Source organism: Aeromonas ichthyocola (genome assembly GCF_046087985.1).
GTDB classification, from domain to species: Bacteria; Pseudomonadota; Gammaproteobacteria; order Enterobacterales; family Aeromonadaceae; genus Aeromonas; species Aeromonas rivipollensis.
Window position 1 is genome coordinate 426,862 of record NZ_JBJSWH010000003.1, and the last position, 19,881, is coordinate 446,742.

At 61.4% G+C, this 19,881-nt stretch carries 15 protein-coding genes and 2 pseudogenes; 10 read left to right on the plus strand and 7 right to left on the minus strand.

Annotated elements, in window-relative coordinates; genetic code table 11:
* Window positions 1-60: 60 nt before the first annotated feature.
* Window positions 61-624 carry a VC2662 family protein gene (locus tag ACF2JD_RS10860; protein ID WP_234690855.1) on the minus strand — a complete coding sequence of 188 codons (564 nt, stop codon included), beginning with the start codon at window positions 622-624 and terminating at the stop codon, window positions 61-63.
* Between the two features lie 303 nt (window positions 625-927).
* On the opposite strand from ACF2JD_RS10860, the gene ACF2JD_RS10865 reads away from it, so the two are divergent.
* The 5 genes and pseudogenes from ACF2JD_RS10865 to ACF2JD_RS10885 all read left to right on the plus strand — a co-directional run.
* Window positions 928-1,278 (plus strand): phasin family protein, encoded by a 351-nt coding sequence (locus ACF2JD_RS10865; RefSeq protein WP_440987520.1) that lies wholly within the window; start codon window positions 928-930, stop codon window positions 1,276-1,278.
* A 92-nt stretch (window positions 1,279-1,370) separates the two neighbouring features.
* Window positions 1,371-3,155, plus strand: coding sequence for a class I poly(R)-hydroxyalkanoic acid synthase (locus ACF2JD_RS10870; RefSeq protein WP_440987400.1), 1,785 nt, complete (start codon window positions 1,371-1,373; stop codon window positions 3,153-3,155).
* Complete coding sequence (locus ACF2JD_RS10875) at window positions 3,152-3,556, plus strand: MaoC family dehydratase (protein ID WP_139745378.1); 405 nt, start codon at window positions 3,152-3,154, stop codon at window positions 3,554-3,556. Before ACF2JD_RS10870 ends, ACF2JD_RS10875 begins: the two co-directional genes overlap by 4 nt.
* A 174-nt stretch (window positions 3,557-3,730) precedes the next feature.
* The gene (gene ybcJ, locus ACF2JD_RS10880) at window positions 3,731-3,964 is read left to right on the plus strand and encodes a ribosome-associated protein YbcJ (RefSeq protein ID WP_010674882.1); all 234 of its coding nucleotides are present in this window, start codon (window positions 3,731-3,733) and stop codon (window positions 3,962-3,964) included.
* Window positions 3,965-4,222: 258 nt separating this feature from the next.
* Window positions 4,223-4,297, plus strand: a pseudogene (locus ACF2JD_RS10885) (ribosome-associated protein); the annotation flags it as partial.
* A 150-nt stretch (window positions 4,298-4,447) separates the two neighbouring features.
* On the opposite strand, the gene ACF2JD_RS10890 reads toward ACF2JD_RS10885, so the two are convergent.
* Complete coding sequence (locus ACF2JD_RS10890) at window positions 4,448-4,921, minus strand: DUF4442 domain-containing protein (protein WP_025327111.1); 474 nt, start codon at window positions 4,919-4,921, stop codon at window positions 4,448-4,450.
* Window positions 4,922-5,350: 429 nt separating this feature from the next.
* On the opposite strand from ACF2JD_RS10890, the gene ACF2JD_RS10895 reads away from it, so the two are divergent.
* Window positions 5,351-6,532, plus strand: a complete 1,182-nt coding sequence (locus tag ACF2JD_RS10895) for a hypothetical protein (protein ID WP_440987401.1) — start codon at window positions 5,351-5,353, stop codon at window positions 6,530-6,532.
* Window positions 6,533-6,587: 55 nt separating this feature from the next.
* Here ACF2JD_RS10895 and ACF2JD_RS10900 read toward each other — a convergent pair whose 3' ends face one another.
* The 3 genes and pseudogenes from ACF2JD_RS10900 to ACF2JD_RS10910 all read right to left on the minus strand — a co-directional run bounded on the left by ACF2JD_RS10900 (window position 6,588) and on the right by ACF2JD_RS10910 (window position 13,125).
* Window positions 6,588-8,339 (minus strand): ABC transporter transmembrane domain-containing protein, encoded by a 1,752-nt coding sequence (locus ACF2JD_RS10900; protein WP_440987402.1) that lies wholly within the window; start codon window positions 8,337-8,339, stop codon window positions 6,588-6,590.
* Window positions 8,340-8,448: 109 nt separating this feature from the next.
* The gene (locus ACF2JD_RS10905) at window positions 8,449-10,185 is read right to left on the minus strand and encodes an ABC transporter transmembrane domain-containing protein (RefSeq protein WP_289981584.1); all 1,737 of its coding nucleotides are present in this window, start codon (window positions 10,183-10,185) and stop codon (window positions 8,449-8,451) included.
* 142 nt (window positions 10,186-10,327) lie between these two features.
* A pseudogene (locus ACF2JD_RS10910) lies at window positions 10,328-13,125 on the minus strand (response regulator).
* Between the two features lie 154 nt (window positions 13,126-13,279).
* Between ACF2JD_RS10910 and trxC the strand changes: the two are divergent.
* The 3 genes from trxC to ACF2JD_RS10925 all read left to right on the plus strand — a co-directional run bounded on the left by trxC (window position 13,280) and on the right by ACF2JD_RS10925 (window position 16,101).
* The gene (gene trxC / locus ACF2JD_RS10915; protein WP_440987403.1) at window positions 13,280-13,720 is read left to right on the plus strand and encodes a thioredoxin TrxC; all 441 of its coding nucleotides are present in this window, start codon (window positions 13,280-13,282) and stop codon (window positions 13,718-13,720) included.
* A gap of 154 nt (window positions 13,721-13,874) precedes the next feature.
* Window positions 13,875-15,260, plus strand: coding sequence for an SLC13 family permease (locus ACF2JD_RS10920; protein ID WP_111911840.1), 1,386 nt, complete (start codon window positions 13,875-13,877; stop codon window positions 15,258-15,260).
* 274 nt (window positions 15,261-15,534) lie between these two features.
* Entirely contained in the window at window positions 15,535-16,101 is a 567-nt protein-coding gene (locus ACF2JD_RS10925; RefSeq protein ID WP_440987404.1) for a cytochrome b/b6 domain-containing protein, read from the plus strand.
* Window positions 16,102-16,165: 64 nt separating this feature from the next.
* Here the strand turns inward: ACF2JD_RS10925 and ACF2JD_RS10930 are convergent, their stop codons facing one another.
* Together ACF2JD_RS10930 and ACF2JD_RS10935 are read right to left on the minus strand one after the other, a co-directional pair.
* On the minus strand, window positions 16,166-18,640 hold the full coding sequence (locus tag ACF2JD_RS10930) for a glycogen/starch/alpha-glucan phosphorylase (RefSeq protein WP_111911836.1): 2,475 nt from the start codon (window positions 18,638-18,640) through the stop codon (window positions 16,166-16,168).
* A 375-nt stretch (window positions 18,641-19,015) separates the two neighbouring features.
* On the minus strand, window positions 19,016-19,213 hold the full coding sequence (locus ACF2JD_RS10935) for a DUF4250 domain-containing protein (RefSeq protein ID WP_440987405.1): 198 nt from the start codon (window positions 19,211-19,213) through the stop codon (window positions 19,016-19,018).
* 342 nt (window positions 19,214-19,555) lie between these two features.
* On the opposite strand from ACF2JD_RS10935, the gene ACF2JD_RS10940 reads away from it, so the two are divergent.
* Window positions 19,556-19,846 (plus strand): hypothetical protein, encoded by a 291-nt coding sequence (locus ACF2JD_RS10940; protein WP_440987406.1) that lies wholly within the window; start codon window positions 19,556-19,558, stop codon window positions 19,844-19,846.
* The last annotated feature ends 35 nt before the right edge of the window (window positions 19,847-19,881 follow it).

Genomic DNA, 19,881 nt, shown 5'->3' on the forward strand with positions numbered 1-19,881 from the left:
CACTATTGATGGAGCACAGGGTAATGGCTGCGCCCCCTAAAGCAAGGCCGGGCGCCCTTCCTAGAAGGATTTCTTGAAGTTGATCAGCGGCAGTATGGGGAAGATGCCGTTCTCGGCGTAGTTGGCGAGCCCTATCTGCAGGCCATCGAGGTGCTTGGTGGCATTGATGAAGCCAAGCTGGAAGGTGGTGCGCTCGGCATAGTTGACGAAGCCGAGGTTGGCCAGGGCGTTGCCCTTGGCGATGTTGACCGCCCCCCAGTTAAGCCCCTGCACGTTGTTGGTCAGGTTGACGAAACCCAGGTTGACCCCGGTGTCCTGCCCCTCGTGCCAGTTGACGGCGTTGATGGCGACCCCGCCGAACTGATGGCGCACCCGGGCGGCGCCGAAGAAGATGCCCAGCTGCAGACCGGTGAACTGATCCACATCGGAGAGGGCGAACACCGGCAGATCTATGCCCTTCACCTGACCGGTGCGGCCATACAGGAAGGAGGCGCGCGCCCCTTCCACCTGATGGGAGGAAGGCAGGTTGATGCCGGGCAGGGAGATCTGGACCGGGGTGCTGGCCTGGGCCACGCCGGCGAGGGCCAGCGCGGAGCAACCGAGCAGCAGGGCGAGAGGTTTCATCGGGATTCCTTGGCAGTCTGAATGACGTGCCAGCCTATCAGCGCGGCGCCGGTGCGGCGAGGGCGCGCCGGACCCAGTGCGTCACCTCTCGTCTGACCCTCTCCCCCGACGGGGGTCGCTGACAAAAAAATTCAAACAGAAATTAACATTTATGTCATTTACACCAAACCGCATTTGGTTGCAGAATGCTCAAACGTGTGTTTGAACAGAGCAAGCAACACGTAAACAGGGATGACATGCAGTACCCGTAAGAAGGGCCGATTGGCCCACAACAACACTGTTCTGCCGAACTGGAGACCGATGATGAATATGGACGTGATCAAGAGCTTTACCGAGCAGATGCAAGGCTTCGCCGCCCCCCTCACCCGCTACAACCAGCTGCTGGCCAGCAACATCGAACAGCTGACCCGGTTGCAGCTGGCCTCCGCCAACGCCTACGCCGAACTGGGCCTCAACCAGTTGCAGGCCGTGAGCAAGGTGCAGGACACCCAGAGCCTGGCGGCCCTGGGCACGGTGCAACTGGAAACCGCCAGCCAGCTCTCCCGCCAGATGCTGGAGGACATCCAGAAGCTGAGCGCCCTCGGCCAGCAGTTCAAGGAAGAGCTGGATGTCCTGACCGCGGACGGCATCAAGAAGAGCACGGGCAAGGCCTGATAACCCCTGGCTGCCCGTTCGGGCAGCCACATCTCCCCACGACGCGACGGTACGGGCTAGTTCCCGCCTCGGGTGTGGGTGAAGGAGAGCACATGAGCCAACCATCTTATGGCCCGCTGTTCGAGGCCCTGGCCCACTACAATGACAAGCTGCTGGCCATGGCCAAGGCCCAGACAGAGCGCACCGCCCAGGCGCTGCTGCAGACCAATCTGGACGATCTGGGCCAGGTGCTGGAGCAGGGCAGCCAGCAACCCTGGCAACTGATCCAGGCCCAGATGAACTGGTGGCAGGATCAGCTCAAGCTGATGCAGCACACCCTGCTCAAAAGCGCAGGCCAGCCGAGCGAGCCGGTGATCACCCCGGAGCGCGGCGATCGCCGCTTCAAGGCCGAGGCCTGGAGCGAACAACCCATCTATGACTACCTCAAGCAGTCCTACCTGCTCACCGCCAGGCACCTGCTGGCCTCGGTGGATGCCCTGGAGGGCGTCCCCCAGAAGAGCCGGGAGCGGCTGCGTTTCTTCACCCGCCAGTACGTCAACGCCATGGCCCCCAGCAACTTCCTGGCCACCAACCCGGAGCTGCTCAAGCTGACCCTGGAGTCCGACGGCCAGAACCTGGTGCGCGGACTGGCCCTCTTGGCCGAGGATCTGGAGCGCAGCGCCGATCAGCTCAACATCCGCCTGACCGACGAGTCCGCCTTCGAGCTCGGCCGGGATCTGGCCCTGACCCCGGGCCGGGTGGTGCAGCGCACCGAGCTCTATGAGCTGATCCAGTACAGCCCGACTACCGAGACGGTGGGCAAGACACCTGTGCTGATCGTGCCCCCCTTCATCAACAAGTACTACATCATGGACATGCGGCCCCAGAACTCCCTGGTCGCCTGGCTGGTCGCCCAGGGCCAGACGGTGTTCATGATCTCCTGGCGCAACCCGGGCGTGGCCCAGGCCCAAATCGATCTCGACGACTACGTGGTGGACGGGGTCATCGCCGCCCTGGACGGCGTGGAGGCGGCCACCGGCGAGCGGGAGGTGCACGGCATCGGCTACTGCATCGGTGGCACCACACTGTCGCTCGCCATGGGCTGGCTGGCGGCGCGGCGCCAGAAGCAGCGGGTGCGCACCGCCACCCTGTTCACCACATTGCTGGACTTCTCCCAGCCAGGGGAGCTTGGCATCTTCATCCACGAGCCCATCATAGCGGCGCTCGAGGCGCAAAATGAGGCCAAGGGCATCATGGACGGGCGCCAGCTGGCTGTCTCCTTCAGCCTGCTGCGAGAGAACAGCCTCTACTGGAACTACTACATCGACAGCTACCTCAAGGGCCAGAGCCCGGTGGCCTTCGATTTGCTGCACTGGAACAGCGACAGCACCAATGTGGCGGGCAAGACCCACAACAGCCTGCTGCGCCGTCTCTACCTGGAGAACCAGCTGGTGAAGGGGGAGCTCAAGATCCGCAACACCCGCATCGATCTTGGCAAGGTGAAGACCCCTGTGCTGCTGGTGTCGGCGGTGGACGATCACATCGCCCTCTGGCAGGGCACCTGGCAGGGCATGAAGCTGTTTGGCGGGGAGCAGCGCTTCCTCCTGGCAGAGTCCGGCCACATCGCCGGCATCATCAACCCACCGGCCGCCAACAAGTACGGCTTCTGGCACAACGGGGCCGAGGCCGAGAGCCAGGAGAGCTGGCTGGCAGGGGCGACGCACCAGGGCGGCTCCTGGTGGCCCGAGATGATGGGCTTTATCCAGAGCCGTGACGAAGGGTCGGATCCCGTCCCCGCGCGGGTGCCCGAGGAGGGGCTGGCCCCCGCCCCCGGCCACTATGTCAAGGTGCGGCTCAACCCCGTGTTTGCCAGCGCCACAGAGGAGGACGCCGCATGAGTGCACTGCCTCTTGAAGTGGGCCAGAAGGCCCGTCTCAGCAAGCGGTTCGGGGCGGCGGAGGTGGCCGCCTTCGCCGCGCTCTCGGAGGACTTCAACCCCCTGCACCTGGACCCGGCCTTCGCCGCCACCACGGCGTTCGAGCGGCCCATAGTCCACGGCATGCTGCTCGCCAGCCTCTTCTCCGGGCTGCTGGGCCAGCAGTTGCCGGGCAAGGGGAGCATCTATCTGGGTCAAAGCCTCAGCTTCAAGCTGCCGGTCTTTGTCGGGGACGAGGTGACGGCCGAGGTGGAGGTAACCGCCCTTCGCGAGGACAAACCCATCGCCACCCTGACCACCCGCATCTTCACCCAAGGCGGCGCCCTCGCCGTGACGGGAGAAGCCGTGGTCAAGCTGCCTTGAGCACCGGCCGCATGTAGACACAATCAGCCCGGCCCCTGCCGGGCTGATTGTTCTCTCCCGCTCCCCTTGCCCCCTTTTTCGGGGCAATTCGGCCCAGGCCCTTTCCCTGCCCCGCCTAACTGCCTAAAATGGCCGCCCTGCCGTGTAGGCATTCATCCAGCTAGAGGATTTCCCATGGAGACGTTTCTGCTCGAAGGTCACCCCTTCGTTGCCTTGTGTGACCTGATCAAGCATCAGGGTTGGGCCGATTGTGGCGGTGCCGCCAAGGCGCTGGTCGCCGAGGGCCTGGTGGAAGTGGACGGTCAGGTCGAGACCCGCAAACGCTGCAAGATAGTCGCCGAGCAAGTGGTCAACTTCAACGGCATGAAGGTGGTGGTGAAGGAAGGCGTCAGCCCCGAGATCCTCTAAGCCCGAGGTCTGCCCCCGCAAGCGCTACCCAGCACAGTCGCCGAGCAGGTGGTCAACTTCAACGGCATGAAGGTGGTGGTGAAGGAAGGCGTCAGCCCCGAGATCCTCTAAGCCCGTGGTCTGCCCCCGCAAGCGCTACCCAGTGCAGTCGCCGAGCAGGTGGTCAACTTCAACGGCATGAAGGTGGTGGTGAAGGAAGGCGTCAGCCCCGAGATCCTCTAAGCCCGAGGTCTGCCCCCGCAAGCGCTACCCAGCACAGTCGCCGAGCAAGTGGTCAACTTCAACGGCATGAAGGTAGTGGTGAAGGAAGGGGTCAGCCCCGAGATCCTCTAAGCCCGAGGTCTGCCCCCGCAAGCGCTACCCAACACAGTCGCCGAGCAAGTGGTCAACTTCAACGGCATGAAGGTGGTGGTGAAGGAAGGCGTCAGCCCCGAGATCCTCTGATCCCTGCTTGAATAAGGGCGCCAACGCGCCCGTCAGCATTCAGCTGGCCTTAATCGACAGGGTCAGCACGAAGCGCGCCATGGCCTCATCCCCGTTGAGCGACGGGCAGGTGGCCACCACCTGGATGGGGCGGTTGATGCGCTGCCCGGTCGCCAAGGACTCGTCTATCATGGCGTCTATGGCCTCCCCGGCCGCGCAATCAAACTGCACGTCCCCCTCGGGGCGCTTCAGAAACTCCCCCTGCACATCCTTGAAGGCAAAGTGCACCTTCTTGCGCCGCGCCCGCCCCTTCTCCATCACCAGCAAGCCCCCCACCAGATCGGCGCCGGTGGCCAGCGCCCCGAAGTACATGCTGCCCAGGTGGTTGCGGGTACGCCAGCCGAGGGGAATGCGGATGCGCAGCGCCTTGGCATTCATCTCTTCGATGACGGGGGCGCAGAATCCGATAACGGGAATATAGCGCCAGGCGAACAGGCGCAGTGCCAGATTGGCTTTGAAGCGTTGCAGGTCCATTGCAAACTGATCCGATGAGTGATTGTGACCGAAATGTTGCCAGCCCCCACCCCAATAGACAAGCCTCCATTGCCGTCGTTGTGAGGACGATCGACTCCCGAGTGCATTTGAAAATCAAATGATGGGCGCCGCTGCATTCGATAGATAAATGATAACCCCGGGCATTCGCCGCCACAGCGAGGCCATTTCCTCCTGATGGCGGAGTTTTTTTCAAGAAAGAACTCATATGGAACTTTCATGACGACCCTAGCCGGCTGAAAGCTAACGATAAACGGGATTGCCCCGGCGCTAGCCCACTCATCCGCCAGCGCCACTGGGATTAGTCACAGTAACGAAATGCCTCCCCCCTCGCTAGGCTCTGCTGGCTCGTGAATGGCCAGCTGGCACCGAGTCATCCTGTGACACCAATCTCAGCATAAGGATAGAGAGATGAGTAACGTTCAACAGCTGTTCAACGGGGGCGAGAGCGCCGGTACCTTCCTGCTCAACTTCAACAACAACCGTGCCTTTGAGCTGTTTGGCCGGGAGTACCTCAAGTGCTACGCCAACCTGGCGGTCAAGGGCAAGATGAGCAAGCCCCTGCCCACAGGGCCGCTCAGCTACGCCGTCGACTTCGCCATGGATTGCGGCTGCAGCTCTGTGCTGTTCGACTTCAACCACGCCTACAAGAAGACCTTTGGCAACCAGACCCAGGCGCCCCTGTGGCGCGAGTCGGACTACGAGGCCGAGATAGTGCTCTGCCAGCTGGTGCGTGAGGCACCCGCCAGCCGCCTGAACAACCGGGATCAGTTCGCCGAGGCCGAGGCCTTCTTCAACGACGTCAACCTGCCCACCACCGCCAGGAACCTGGGCAGCGACCCCTATGCCGACAAGGATGGCCTGGTGGAGTTCATCGTGGCCAACGAGCTGCTGGACGATCCCGCCGTCATGGCCAAGCTGGCGGAGCAGAAGGCCTACCTCATCGCCATCACCTCAGTGGTCACCGCCTACATCAACCGCTACGCCGAGGCCTATGGCGAGCAGTACAAGACGGACGCGGATCTCTGGGCCCGGGCCCTCTCCAAGATCCCCCTGATGGGGCCGAGCAAGATCGATCAGCAGAGCTACAGCCGCCACATCAAGGGGCTCAGCATCGCCACCGACTTCATCAACTTCATCATGGACGTGGTGGTAAGCCAGGGCACCACGGCGCTGGCGAGCTTCAACAAGTTCCTGCAAAAGCAGGGGGATGCCATCCGCTTCGGGGTGGAGAACAACAAGGACTTCTACAAGACCATCACGGTCGGCATCACGGTCGAGGTGTTCAAGGTGGGCAGCGAGCTGGTCTATGTGCCCAAGATCAAGCAGTACCGCGTCAACTTCGACCGCCAGAACAGCAAGTTCACCTCCGCCTGTGCCAGCGCCGAATTCGTCGACATCCACTTCAACTACCTCTATGCCGCCAACGTGTTCGACTACGAGGCGCTCAAGGATCTGGAGATCAAGCGCGACTTCGACAGCTTCATCCAGAAGCAGCGCAAGGCCCAGATCGAGGAAGCCGATACCTTCTTCAACGACGACTTCCCGCCTCTGCAACCCAAGCAGATCGCACGGAGCAAAGCCACGGTCTGATCCTCCCCCAATAACAAAACAGCCGGCATCTGCCGGCTGTTTTTTATGAAGGGCTTCAGGCCCGTTTCTCTTCGAGCCAGGCGCCCTGGCTCTGCATCTCGAACAGCTGGGCGTAGTGGCCCCCCAGCGCCATCAGCTCCCCATGGGTGCCGCGCTCGCTCACCTGACCGCGGGAGAGCAGCAGTATCTCGTCCGCATCCACTATGGTGGAGAGCCGGTGGGCGATGGCGATGGTGGTGCGGCCACGGCGCGCCGCCGAGAGCGCCTGGGAGAGCGCCAGCTCGGTCTGGGAGTCCACGCTGGCGGTCGCCTCGTCCAGGATGAGGATGCGCGGATCCCCCACCAGGGCGCGGGCAAACGAAAGCAGCTGGCGCTGGCCGGCAGAGAGGTTCTTGCCCCCCTCCTCCATCAGGGTCTCCAGGCCCTGTGGCAGATGGCGCACGAACGCGGCCAGCTGCACCTCCTCCAGGGCCTGCCAGAGCCGCGCCTCATCGATGCCGTCACGGCCAAGACGCAGGTTTTCTGCCAAGGTCCCGACGAAGATGAAGGGATCCTGCTGCACCAGGCCTATGCTGCGGCGCACCGCCGAGAGCGACAGCGCGCTCATGGGGTGATCATCGAAACGGATGCAGCCCTGATCCAGCGGATAGAAGCCCATCAGCAGGCTGATGATGGTGGACTTGCCGCTGCCGGTGTGACCCACCAGCGCCAGCATCTGGCCGGGACGGGTGGCGAAGCTCACCTCCTGCAGCACCGGCTGCTGGCCATCGTAGGAGAAGCTCACCCGCTCAAAACGCACCCGTCCCGCCAGGGGCAGCGTCTCGCCTTGCGTGCTCTCCCGGGATTCGTCCAGCAGGGCGAACACCCGCTCCCCCGCCACCATGGCCTGCTGCAGCTGGTTGAGCTGGTTGGTCATCTCGATGAGGGGCTCGATCATGCGCCCCAGATAGCTGATGAAGGCGTAGAGCACCCCCACCTGGATGGCGCCACCCGCGCTCAACCCCTCCTTGGCAAACAGGGCCAGCAGGCCGATGAGCACCATCATGTAGAAGAGATCGATGAGGGGGCGCAGCAGTATGCCGTTGATCTTGAGGCTCTTGATCCTGGCCTGCCAGTGCTGCTGGTTCACCTCGGCAAAGGCATTGGCGAAGTGGCGCTCCTGCACCATGGCCTGGATCACCGGCATCCCCTGCAGGGACTCGTTGAGCCGGCTGTTGATGTCGGAGAGCAGGCTGCGGGTCGCCCGCACCACGGGCACGCTCAGGCGCTGGTAGAGCCACATCACGGCCCCCACCGCCGGCAGCAGGGTGGCGCACACCAGCATCAGGTGCAGATCCAGCAGCGCCATGGAGATGAGGATGCCGCACAGCAGCACCACTTTTTGCACCAGCAGCCCTATCACCTGGACGTAGAGGTTCATGATCGCCTCTGTGTCGTTGGTGATACGGGAGATGAGGGAACCCGAGCGGTGCTTGTCGAAATAGCGGGCAGGCAGCCGGATGGCGGTGGCAAACACCTGCTCGCGCAAAGTCTGCACCACAGCCTGGGCGATGCGGTTGAAGCGCAGGGATTGCAGGTAGAAACCCGCGGCCGAGAGCACCTGCAACCCCAGATAACCGGCGGCAAGGGCGGCGATGTGGGGCCACACCAGCTGGCGCGGCGCCAGGTAGTCATCGATGAACAGCTTGATAAGCAGGGGCCCGGCCACTTCGGCGCCGGTGGCCAGCAGCAGGCAGATGCCCGCCTGCACCAGCCAGCGAGGATAGCGGGCGCAGTAGGCGAGCAGGCGTTTGATGGTTGGATTCACAGACTTGCCTCCAGCACCGCGTTCCCAAGGAATTGACTCTCTTTGCTCCCTTCTCCCCTCATGGGAGAAGGGTTGGGGATGAGGGGAACCACGCGTCTCATCATCAAACTCACAGGCTCTCCTCCACGTCTTGTTCGAGACGCTGATAGCGAACCATGTCCGCATACCAGCCGTTGTGGGCCATCAGGGCGCCGTGAGCACCGCGCTCGCTGATGGCTCCCTGATCCAGCACCAGGATCTCGTCGGCCTGCTCCACCGCCGTCATGCGGTGGCTGACCAGAATGAGGGTCCGTCTGTGGGCCTTGAGCGCCAGCAGTATCTGCTGCTCTGTGTGGGCATCCACCGCCGACAGGGCGTCGTCCAGCACCAGGATGGGGGCAGCCAGCAGCAGGGCGCGGGCGATGGCGAGCCGCTGCTTCTGTCCGCCGGAGAGGGTCACCCCCTTCTCCCCCACCTCGGTCTCATACCCTTTGGGGAAACGCACTATGTCGTCGTGGACGCAGGCGATGCGGGCCACCCGCTCTATCTCCTCCCGGCTCGCCTCCGGCTTGCCGAGGGCGATGTTGGCGGCGATGGTGGTGGAGAAGAGAAACGGCTCCTGGGGCACGTAGGCAAACTGGCTGCGCAGGGTGCCCAGGGGCAGCTGGTCGATGGGCACTCCCCCCATGGCAATGGCACCGGCCGTGGGATTGGCCAGCCGCATCAAGAGCTTGAGCAGCGAGCTCTTGCCCGCCCCGGTGCGCCCCACCACTCCCAGCATCCCTCCTTGCTGCAGGGCAAAGTCGATGCCATGCAGCAGGCTGCGCTGCTCCAGCCGATAGCCCAGGCCCCTGGCCTCAAGCGGCAGGGCCGAGACAAAGGCCGCGGGCCGGGCCGGCTCTTCGATGTCGCTGCGCTCCCCCAGCATGCTCTCGATGCGGGAATAGGCGGCGCTGCCCCGCTCTATGATGTTGAACAGCCAGGCGATGGCGAACATGGGCCAGATAAGCTGCCCCAGGTACATGGTGAAGCTGGTGAGCTCCCCCAGGGTCAGCTTGTCTTGCAGCACCAGGGCGCTGCCGCCGGCCACCGCCAGGAAGTAGGAGCAGCCGATACAGAGGTAAATCACGGGATCGAACTTGGCATCGATGCGGGCCACCGCCATGTTGCACTCCCCCGCCTGACGGGTCAGCTCGGCGAAGCCCTTGTCTTCCAGGGATTCCACCGCATAGGACTTGAGCACCCGCACCCCGGAGAGGGCCTCCTGGGTCTTGTTGTTGAGTCGGGAGAAGGCCCCCTGCGCCGCCTTGAACTCCTTGTAGATCTGGGTGCCGAAGCGGTTCATGAAGAAGGCCATCACCGGCAGCGGCAGCAGGGAGAGCAGGGTCAGCTGCCAGGAGTACTGGCTGCACATGATGGAGAGCACCAGGATACCGACGATGAAGGAGTCCACCAGGGTCAGCACTCCTTCGCCTGCGGTCATCTCCACCGCCTGGATGTCGTTGGTGGCGTGGGCCATCAGATCGCCGGTACGGTGGCGCTGGTAAAAGTCCGGGCTCATGCGGGTGAAGTGGCTGAACAGGCGGTTGCGCAGCACATAGGCGAGCCGGTAGGAGGCGCCAAACAGCATGACCCGCCACACGTAGCGCAGCAGGTAGATGAGCAGGCCAAGGCCCAGCAGCCCCGCCAGATAGCCCATCAGGGTGCCCTCATCGAGCTCCCCCCTGGCGATGCCATCCACCACCCAACCCACCACCTTGGGGGGGATCACGGTCAACAGGGCCACCATCATCAACAGAGAGATGGCCATCAGATAACGCCGCCACTGATCCTTGAAAAACCAGCCAAGCCGCAAAAATACGCTCACAGTAAAGTCCTTGCTCGCGGCACAGCGGGGGCCGCGTGGTCATAAGAGAAGCTCAATACAATCGCCCCCGAGGTGGGGGCGATGGGAGTGGGTCATCATAGCCTGAAGCGGACGACTTGAGAACGATTGCTATCTCACCGGTTCACAGCCGCTTGTCGGGGGAGGAAAACGGGAAGGCGACCGACTCCTGCTGCTCGCCGGTCAGCAGGAAATGGGAGACCTCTTCCCGGGTCTGGGTGAAGACTTGCTGCAACTGGGTCAGCTCCCCCTCGCTCAGCTCCTCTTGCAACCGCAGCCGCCACTCCAGCTCGCCGGCCAGCAGTTGCAGGCGGGAGGCGGAGATGTTGGCCGACACCCCCTTCAGGGTGTGCAGCAGGCGGCAGGCCACCTCGGGTTGCTGGCGGCGCAGGGCGGAGCGAATGTCCCACAGATCGTCCTTGTGCTCGGAGAGGAACAGCTTGAACAGGATCTGCAGCGCCTCCCTGTCCTGCTCCAGCCGGCGCAGCGCATCCTCCAGATCCAGCACCCCCATCAGATCCGGCGGCTTGACCTCGAGCGGCGCCCGCCGCTCGCCACTGGCGTTCTTCACCCACTGCAGCAGGTTGTTGTAGAGATCCAGCTTGCTGACCGGCTTGGTGACATAACCGTTCATGCCGACCCCGAGACAGCGCTCCCTGTCCCCCGGCATGGCGCTGGCGGTGAGCGCTATGATGGGGACGTCGTGCTTGTCCACCATCTTGCGGATCTGGCGGGTCGCATCCAGTCCATCGAGCACCGGCATCTGCAAGTCCATCAGGATCACGTCAAAGGGCTGCTCCGCCACCTGCTCCACCGCCTCGCGGCCGTTGTCCACCACAGTGACCACGGCCTCGACCCGGCGCAGGTACTCCATGATGAGCTGCTGGTTGACGCGGTTGTCTTCGGCCAGCAGCACCCGGGTCCCGTGCAGCAGCTCCCTGAAGTGCTGCTGATCCCCCTGGGCCTCGGCCTGACGGACCTTGCTGTCGTGGGAACTGCCGTTGAGCAGCTCATCGACCTTGGCCAGCAGGGCGTTCTCTGTCATGGGCTTGGCCAGGAAGTGGGTCAGCCCCATGCTCTCCATGCGCCCGTGCAGCCCCTCCCTGGACCAGGCGCTGGTCATCAGTATGGGCAGGCGCCGCCACTGGCTGTGCTGATACATTTCGAGGGCGAGATCCAGGCCGTCCTCCTGCCCCATGCGCCAGTCGAGGATGGCGAGCCGGATGTGGTGGCCCTCCTCGCGCAATACCTGGCGGGCACGGGAGAGGCTGTTGACCGCGATCACGGAGGCACCGGCCCGGCCCAGTATGTCCTTGGCGAGCTCCAGCACCAGTTCGTTGTCATCCATCATCAGGATGAGGGGCTGGTGATCGAAGAAGACCCGCCGCCCGGAGACCCCATAGACGGCCTGGGACAGGGGGATCTCGAACAGGAAGGTGGAGCCCACCCCGGGCTTGCTCTGCACCCTGATCTCCCCCCCCATCAGCCCCACCAGCCGCTGGGAGATGTTGAGCCCGAGCCCCGAGCCGCCATATTTGCGGGTGTTGCCCGCCTCCAGCTGGGTAAAGGGCTGGAACAGCTGTGCCTGCTTCTCCGGCGCTATGCCGATGCCGGTGTCCCGCACGCTGAAGCAGACCCGCATCGGGTATTGATTGACTAGAGTGATGGCCACCTCCACCTCCCCCCGCTCGGTGAACTTGATGGCGTTGTTGACCAGGTTGACCAGCACCTGGCCGAGGCGCAGCGGATCGCCGCGCAGAAAGTCGGGCACCGCAGGCGACTTGTTGATGATGACCTCGATCTGCTTGCGCTCCGCCAGATCCGCAAACATGGCGGCCAGGGAGTCGAGCTGTTCGCTGAGATCGAAGTCGATCTCCTCCAGGGTCAGCTTGCCGGACTCCACCTTGGTGAGATCCAGGATGTCGTTGATGAGCAGCAGCAAAGTATCAGACGAGGACTTTATCTTGTTGAGATAGTCCCGCTGCTGCTGATCGAGGTTGGTCTGCAGCGCCAGGGCGCTGAAGCCGATGATGGCATTCATGGGGGTGCGGATCTCGTGGCTCATGTTGGCCAGGAAGTCGCTCTTGGCCTGGGCCAGCAAGGCGGCGTGGCGGGACAGCTCGCTCAGCTTCTGGTTGCGGCGCCACAGGGTCGCGGCCACCAGCGAGAAGCAGAGCAGCGCGCCCCCCAGCACCATCAGGTAGAAGCGGCTCTTGAGGGAGGAGGCCAGATCCAGCTTGCTCTGCTTCCAGAGTGACAGCCCCTCCAGTTCGTGCATGTCAATGACCTGGTTGCGCAGCACGTGGTACTCCACCACCTGATGGCTGACATCCTGGCTGAGCTGGGCCAGCCCCGCCACTTCGGGATGGGCGGGATAGGCCGTCTTGAGGCGGCGCTGCAGGGCCTGCAGCCGCAGCTGCTCGCCCTTGTCCCAGCTGCGTTTGAGGTAGTGACTGAGCTGGGCCAGCTCGGTCAGGTCGATGGCAAGCGGGAGTCTGCCGGCAAGGTGGACAGCAAGCCGTTGAGCTGCTTTTGAAAAGGCTGCTCTATGTACTCGATCGCCATCTCCATGGAATAAAGCTTGGCCAAGTCGAGCAAATAGCTGTCGATGTCGTGCAACAGGGATTGGGAGTGGGGATTGTCGGCAGAGTCGGGATTGTTGCGCACCTGGCGCACGAAGCTGTCGAGGTTGCTCGACAACTGGTTGAGACGTTGTTGTACGTTGCCGTCGTTGGCCTTCTCGCGGCCAAGCAGATAGACGGTGTCGGTATTGACCCGGTTGAGGATCAACTCTGCGGCAACGCTGAGCTCGGAGGCCTTCTGCTGCTGGCTGAGCAACTGCCAGCAATAGCCGGAAAATCGCCAGCAGCGATACGATGATCAGGCAAAGACAACACGATGGTCCCGTGTCACATTATTCATCCCGTCTCGATTCTCATGTCATGGCCACGCATCCACCGACACCATGTCGACACAGGATCACTGGCTGTGAAAAACAACTGAGCGCTATGTTACCGTTACTCTGCCCTGTCAGTGCAATAAGATGTTGCAGGGCTTATGCATAAAGGAGCCAATTATGTCATTTATCACTACCTATTGTAGCCATTGCTTCACCAGGAACCGCCTGCCTGAAGAAAAAGTGGATTCAAACGCGAAATGCGGCCGCTGCAAGAGCGGGCTGTTCGCCACCACCCCGGTCAACGGCCTGGAGCAGCAGTTCGATACCCTGATTGAGTCCGACATACCGGTGGTGGTCGACTTCTGGGCCAGCTGGTGCGGCCCCTGCCTGCAGTTCGCCCCCGTCTTTCAAGAGATAGCCCAGGAGCTCGAACCCCGCATCCGCTTCGTGAAGCTAGACACCGAACAGGAGGCCGCCATCGCCAGCCGCTACGCCATTCGCAGCATCCCGACCCTGATGATCTTCAAAGGGGGGCAGATCCTGGCTCAGCGCAGCGGCTCCCTGCCAAAGAGCCTGTTCAAGGAGTGGCTGCTTTCCGTCACGGCAGCGCCCAAATGAAAACAGAATGTTTAATTTCTGTTTAATAGAAGATCCATTTTCACTTGACTCTGTGAGTCGCCACATGATTTGACCACATCCCCCTGTTTCAAACAGGGGGATAAATGTAACCTCGGCAACACAACAACAACCATAAATTAACCGAGAGAACAACATGCATACCTCTGCAGTCCCTTCCGCCCCTACACGCTGGCTGGACATCAAGGCCGGGATCGTCATCCTGGACGTTCTGCTGCTCTGCGCCATGCTCGCCTGGCTTCCGTTTGATCCCATGATCAACAAAGGCCTCGGCATCCTGATCTTCATCGCCATCCTCTGGCTGACCGAGGCGGTGAACATCACCATCACGGCCTTGTCCATCCCGGTGCTCGCCACCCTGCTCGGGGTGTTTGACATGAGCAAGTCGTTGACCGACTTCGCCAACCCTGTCCTCTTCCTCTTCTTCGGCGGCTTTGCCCTGGCGGCGGCCCTCTCCAAGCAGGGGCTGGATACCCAGATCGCCGCCAAGGTGATGCAGCTGGCCAAGGGTCACCTCGGCTGGGCAGCCATAGTGCTGTTCACCATCACGGCCGCGCTCTCCATGTGGATCAGCAACACAGCCACCGCCGCCATGATGATGCCGCTCGCCCTCGGCATGCTCAAGGGGCTCGATATTCACAAGGAGCGCCGCACCCTGGTCTTCGTCCTGCTTGGCGTCGCCTACAGCGCCAGCATCGGCGGGATCGGCACCCTGGTGGGCAGCCCCCCCAATGCCATCGCCGCCGCCCAGATGGGCCTCGGCTTCACCGACTGGCTGAAGTTCGGCATCCCGGTGGTGCTCATCTTCATGCCGGTGGGCATAGGCCTGCTCTACTGGGTGACGCGCCCCAACCTGTCGCACCAGGTCAGCACAGAGCAGGTCACCATAGAGTGGACCGGCCAGCGCAAGACCACCTTGCTCATCTTCCTGACCACAGTGCTGCTGTGGATTGGCTCCCAGCCCCTGGCCGCGGCGCTCGGCGGCATTCCCCAGTTCGATACCCTGATCGCCATGGGCGCCATTCTGGCCATCGCCGTCAGCCGGGTCGCCAGCTGGGATGACATCAACCAGAACACCGACTGGGGCGTGCTGCTGCTGTTCGGGGGTGGCCTGACCTTGAGCGCCATCCTCAAGCAAACCGGTGCCAACGCCTTCCTGGCGGAGCACCTCTCCAGTGCACTCTCCACCATGCCCATCTTCATCATACTGCTCTGCCTTGCCGCCTTCGTGGTGTTCCTGACCGAGCTGGTCTCCAACACCGCCACCGCCGCCCTGCTGGTGCCGCTGTTCGCCGGTGTGGCCGAGGCGCTGGGGGTCTCCCCCATAGTGGTGTCTGTGCTTATCGCCGTCGGCGCCTCCTGCGCCTTCATGCTGCCGGTGGCCACCCCGCCGAACGCCATCGTCTTCGCCAGCGGTCACATCCAGCAGCGGGAGATGATGCGAGCCGGTCTGGTGCTGAACCTGGTGTTCACCGTCATCCTGACCCTGCTGGCCTATTTCTTCGGCGATATACTGCACTGATCCCAGTGCCAGGCTGATGGGCCCCGCCCCTGCGCCGCCGTACACCCAAAATCCGTTGACACACCAGAGCCCCGCACCCTCGGGGCTCTGTTTATTCTGCCCCTCTCGATCTTCCCTCCTGCCTCTCCCCCTCTCCTTGCCACTGGCCCTGCCCTGTGACGCGCCCCGGGCCATTAACACGGCCTTAAGAAAGTGCCTCCATGATGCGGACAACGGCGCGCCAGCAACAGGCGCATGGCAGTCGGTATGCATCACAACGAGAGGAAAAAAAATCATGGAGAAAGCGACGGAAAGCGGCAAGGCCATCAGGGTGTGGGATCCCCTGATCAGGGTGTTTCACTGGGCAACCGTCCTGCTGTGCGTGCTCAACCTGTTCATCCTGGATGAGGGCAGACGCAATCACCGCTATGTCGGATACGCCCTGGCCGGGTTGCTGGTGCTGCGCATCCTGTGGGGATTTGTCGGCTCAGACTACGCCAGGTTTGCCCAGTGGTTTCCGACCCCGGCCCGTCTGGGCCGCTACCTGCAGGCCAGCTGGCAGGGCAAGCACCCCTATCATGCCGGCCACAATCCGCTGGGTGCCTTGATGATACTGCTGCTGTTGACCTGTCTGGTGGGGACAGCCGTAACCGGGATCATGACGGGGTACGAGCAGCTGTTTAATGAGGATCTCATGGAGGAGCTGCACGAGTTCTTTGCCAAGGCGCTGCAGATCGCCATCTTCATCCATGTGCTGGCGGTCATCGTCCTCGATCGCCTGACCCGGGGCGATCTCATCAGGGCCATGATCACCGGCAGGAAGCGCGTGCCGGCCGGCACCGAGATCGTCGACAAGCGCTGAAGCCTCCTCGACCAGAGGAGATAAAAAAACCCCGCGATGCGGGGTTTTTTCATATTGGGTGTGGTCAGCCGACGTTGCAGCTCTTCAATTTCCAGATCCGATCCACGTAATCCTGGATGGAGCGGTCGGAGTTGAACTTGCCCATGGTGGCCGAGTTGATGATGGCCTTCTTCGCCCACAGCGCCGGATCCCGATACCAGGTATCGATCAGCTTGTGTGCTTCCGAGTAGGAGGCAAAATCGGCCAGGGTCAGGTAAGGGTCTCCCCCTTCCAGCAAGGAGCGCTTGATGGAGGCGAGTTCCCCCGGGCGACCCGGCGTGAAGTAGTCGGTGTCGAACCAGTCCAGCACCGCCTTGAGCTCGGAGTTGGCATAGTAGAAGTCGTACGGGTTGTAACCGCGCGCCTTCAGGGACTTCACCTCATCCACGTTCAGACCGAAGATGGCGCAGTTCTCGGCTCCTGCCTCTTCCGCGATCTCGATGTTGGCACCATCCAGCGTCCCGATAGTGATCGCACCATTGAGCGCCATCTTCATGTTGCCTGTCCCTGAGGCCTCGTAGCCTGCGGTGGAGATCTGCTCGGAGACATCCGCCGCCGGGATCAGCTTCTCGGCCAGGCTCACGCGGTAGTTCGGCATGAACACCACTTTCAGCTTGCCCTGGATGCGGGCGTCGTTGTTGACCCGCTCCGCCAGCTTGTTGATGGCGTAGATGATGTCCTTGGCCAGCTTGTAGCCAGGCGCCGCCTTGGAGCCGAAGATGAACACGCGCGGATGCATGTCATAGTCCGGGTTCGCCAGCAGACGACGATACAGCGCCATGATGTGGATGAGGTTCAGCTGCTGACGCTTGTACTCGTGCAGACGCTTGATCTGGACGTCGAAGATCGCCTCGGCCGAGACATCGATACCGGTTTCCGCCTTGATGACCTTGACCAGCTTCTCCTTGTTATGACGCTTGATGGTCATGAACTGCTGCTGGAACGCCTTGTCGTCGGCAAACTTGGTCACGCTGCGCAGCTTGTCCAGCTGCAGCGGCCACTCCTTGCCCACCACCTCGTTGTAGAGGGCGGCAAGCTCGGGGTTGCAGGCCAGCAGCCAGCGACGGGGAGTCACGCCGTTGGTGACGTTGCACATCTTCTCTGGCCACAGCTCGGCATACTCGGGGAAGAGATCCTCTTTCACCAGCTTGGAGTGGATCTCGGCCACGCCGTTCACCTTGGAGGAGCCGATGACGCACAGGTTGCCCATGCGCACCTTGCGCACGTCCCCTTCTTCGATGATGGAGAGCTTGGCCTTGATGGCATCGTTGCCCGGCCACTTGGGCTCCACCAGCTCGTTCAGGAAGCGGGCGTTGATCTCGTAGATGATCTCGAGATGACGGGGCAGCACCTTCTCGAACAGGCTGACGGACCACTTCTCCAGCGCTTCCGGCAGCAGGGTGTGGTTGGTGTAGGAGAAGACCTGGTAGCAGATGGCCCAGGCCGCATCCCAGTGCAGGTCTTCCTCGTCCACCAGCACTCGCATCAGCTCGGGGATGGCCACTGTCGGGTGGGTATCGTTGAGCTGAATGGCAATTTGCGCGGCAAAGTTGCGGAAGTCCGCACCATGGACCCGCTTGTAGCGGCGCATGATGTCCTTGATGGAGCAGGCACAGAAGAAGTACTGCTGGATCAGGCGCAGCTCTTTGCCTGCATCTGTCTCGTCGTTCGGGTAGAGCACCTTGGAGATGGTCTCGGCCTGGGCCTTCTCGGCCTGGGAGTCGATGTAACCACCGGCGTTGAACACGTCCCAGTCAAAGAACTCGGAGGCGCGGGATTCCCACAGCCGCAGTATGTTGACGGTGTGACCGCCAAAGCCCACCACAGGGATGTCCCAAGGCACCCCTTTGATCTTGCGACCGGCGTGCCACACCTTCTTCAGGCCGCCCTTGTCACCGAACACTGTCTCCACGTAGCCGTAGAGCGGGATCTCCTGCACGGACTCGGGGCGGCAGATCTCCCAGGGGTTGCCATATTCACGCCAGGAGTCCGGGCGCTCGATCTGGCGGCCATCCTGGATCTCCTGACGGAACAGACCGTGCTCGTAATGGATGCCGTAGCCCACCGCCGGGTAGTTCAGGGTGGCCAGGGAGTCGATGAAGCAGGCGGCCAGACGACCCAGGCCGCCGTTGCCAAGGGCCATGTCCGGCTCTTGTTCGCACAGATCGGTCAGTTCCAGACCGAGTTCACCCAGGGCCTCTTCGCAAATCTTGTACAGGGAGAGGTTGTGCAGGTTGTTGGAGGTCAAACGCCCCATCAGGAATTCAGCAGAGAGATAGTGAATCGCACGAGTATCTTTCTTGAAGTGAGTCTGCTGAGTACGGGTCAGGCGCTCGTACACCTGTTCGTTGACGGCGGCAGCGGTCGCTTTCCACCATGCTTCGGGAGAGGCTTTCTGTTCGCTTGTACCCAAGGTAGAACGCAGGTGACGCACGATACTCGCCTTGAGCTGATCTTTATCCAGTTGGAGATCCTGGTCTGTCTTCTTCTTGGTAGCCATAAACCATTTTCCTTCGTTACAAATAAAAAATGTTATCCCCTTGAGGGACCGGCGCTGTTGTTATCTCAGAATATGTTCCGGCGTGGGCATACTAGCTAAAGCCGGGGGTTTAAAAGTTAACGTGAGTCACACTTTAACCTATAAAAACAGCCTAAAAAGCTTGAAAACCCTTTCCTTTAACTTGAAATCAAAACAAACATTTTCATTTATTATCATAGACTTAACAAGACAATGAAAATATTATGGCATGAATAGGTTTTCAGAGATTGCCAAGCCTTGAAAATACCTGAAAATAGGCAACAAGGTGGCACATTGAAACCGATTTCAATGTGCGCTGAAAAATTACCGTATAAATATGAAGCAATCATTGCACCCTCAACGATGTGCCTTGAACTGATTGCTAAATGGATCGTAATGGTACCCAATCTGATCCAGACGCCCTGCCAACTGATCTTCACTCATATCGTAATAGGCCAGCAACTCCTCCAACCCGTCACACTCAAGCCTTAGCTTCTCATTGATGATGCCCAGCAAGATGTTGGCATCCAGACGTTGCAAGGTACTGATATCCATGGCGGCACCTCCTTAAATGACCTGTATAACCATGGGCGGTTACGCAAGGTTTGTCCACAGTATGAAAAACCACCCACCAGTTTTATATTAAATATCGTTTAAAAACATAACGTTACTAATGGCGCATGCCAACACCATCACATTTTTCAGCAAAAACACCTTGTCACTGTCACAGGATAGAACTACTGTATGCGCATACAGCTTGGATATTCATACAGGAACCACATATATACCAACCAGCCCCTACACTCACTGCCCTTTCGCCGCGTCTGTCAGCATGAGCAATCACCTCCAACCCGCCATCAAAGCAAGGCGAAGAAGCGTGCCGCACCGCACCTGGCCATGGATCTCCATGAAGCCCCGCTGCTGGATGCGCTGGGAAGATTGAGCCAGAGCGACAGCGGCTGGATTTTGCTCATAGCCCCGCCAGGCCTGCCAGTGGCCAAACAGCTGCAGGCTCAGGGGATCAACCCCGTCGGTACTGGTGGTCCACAGCCCCAGATCAAGAACTGGCAACTAACGCCAGCAAGTCTGGAATGGTCACTGCGCAGCCGTCTTGACCTGGCTGCCTGCACAGGTTTCGCGCTGGATCGCGTCAAGCTGAGCAAACTGGGCAACGTTTCGGGGTGCTGACCGCTTTTTCCAGCCTGCAGGAAAAACGACCAATC

Excerpts from the sequence above, each read along its gene's own strand:
- ACF2JD_RS10935 (WP_440987405.1), bottom strand. The coding sequence starts at position 19,213 with ATGGATATCAGTACCTTGCAACGTCTGGATGCCAACATCTTGCTGGGC.
- ACF2JD_RS10890 (WP_025327111.1), bottom strand. The coding sequence starts at position 4,921 with ATGGACCTGCAACGCTTCAAAGCCAATCTGGCACTGCGCCTGTTCGCC.
- ACF2JD_RS10925 (WP_440987404.1), top strand. The coding sequence starts at position 15,535 with ATGGAGAAAGCGACGGAAAGCGGCAAGGCCATCAGGGTGTGGGATCCC.
- ACF2JD_RS10875 (WP_139745378.1), top strand. The coding sequence starts at position 3,152 with ATGAGTGCACTGCCTCTTGAAGTGGGCCAGAAGGCCCGTCTCAGCAAG.
- ACF2JD_RS10940 (WP_440987406.1), top strand. The coding sequence starts at position 19,556 with ATGGATCTCCATGAAGCCCCGCTGCTGGATGCGCTGGGAAGATTGAGC.
- ACF2JD_RS10860 (WP_234690855.1), bottom strand. The coding sequence starts at position 624 with ATGAAACCTCTCGCCCTGCTGCTCGGTTGCTCCGCGCTGGCCCTCGCC.
- ACF2JD_RS10865 (WP_440987520.1), top strand. The coding sequence starts at position 928 with ATGAATATGGACGTGATCAAGAGCTTTACCGAGCAGATGCAAGGCTTC.
- ACF2JD_RS10895 (WP_440987401.1), top strand. The coding sequence starts at position 5,351 with ATGAGTAACGTTCAACAGCTGTTCAACGGGGGCGAGAGCGCCGGTACC.
- ybcJ (WP_010674882.1), top strand. The coding sequence starts at position 3,731 with ATGGAGACGTTTCTGCTCGAAGGTCACCCCTTCGTTGCCTTGTGTGAC.
- ACF2JD_RS10920 (WP_111911840.1), top strand. The coding sequence starts at position 13,875 with ATGCATACCTCTGCAGTCCCTTCCGCCCCTACACGCTGGCTGGACATC.
- ACF2JD_RS10930 (WP_111911836.1), bottom strand. The coding sequence starts at position 18,640 with ATGGCTACCAAGAAGAAGACAGACCAGGATCTCCAACTGGATAAAGAT.
- trxC (WP_440987403.1), top strand. The coding sequence starts at position 13,280 with ATGTCATTTATCACTACCTATTGTAGCCATTGCTTCACCAGGAACCGC.
- ACF2JD_RS10870 (WP_440987400.1), top strand. The coding sequence starts at position 1,371 with ATGAGCCAACCATCTTATGGCCCGCTGTTCGAGGCCCTGGCCCACTAC.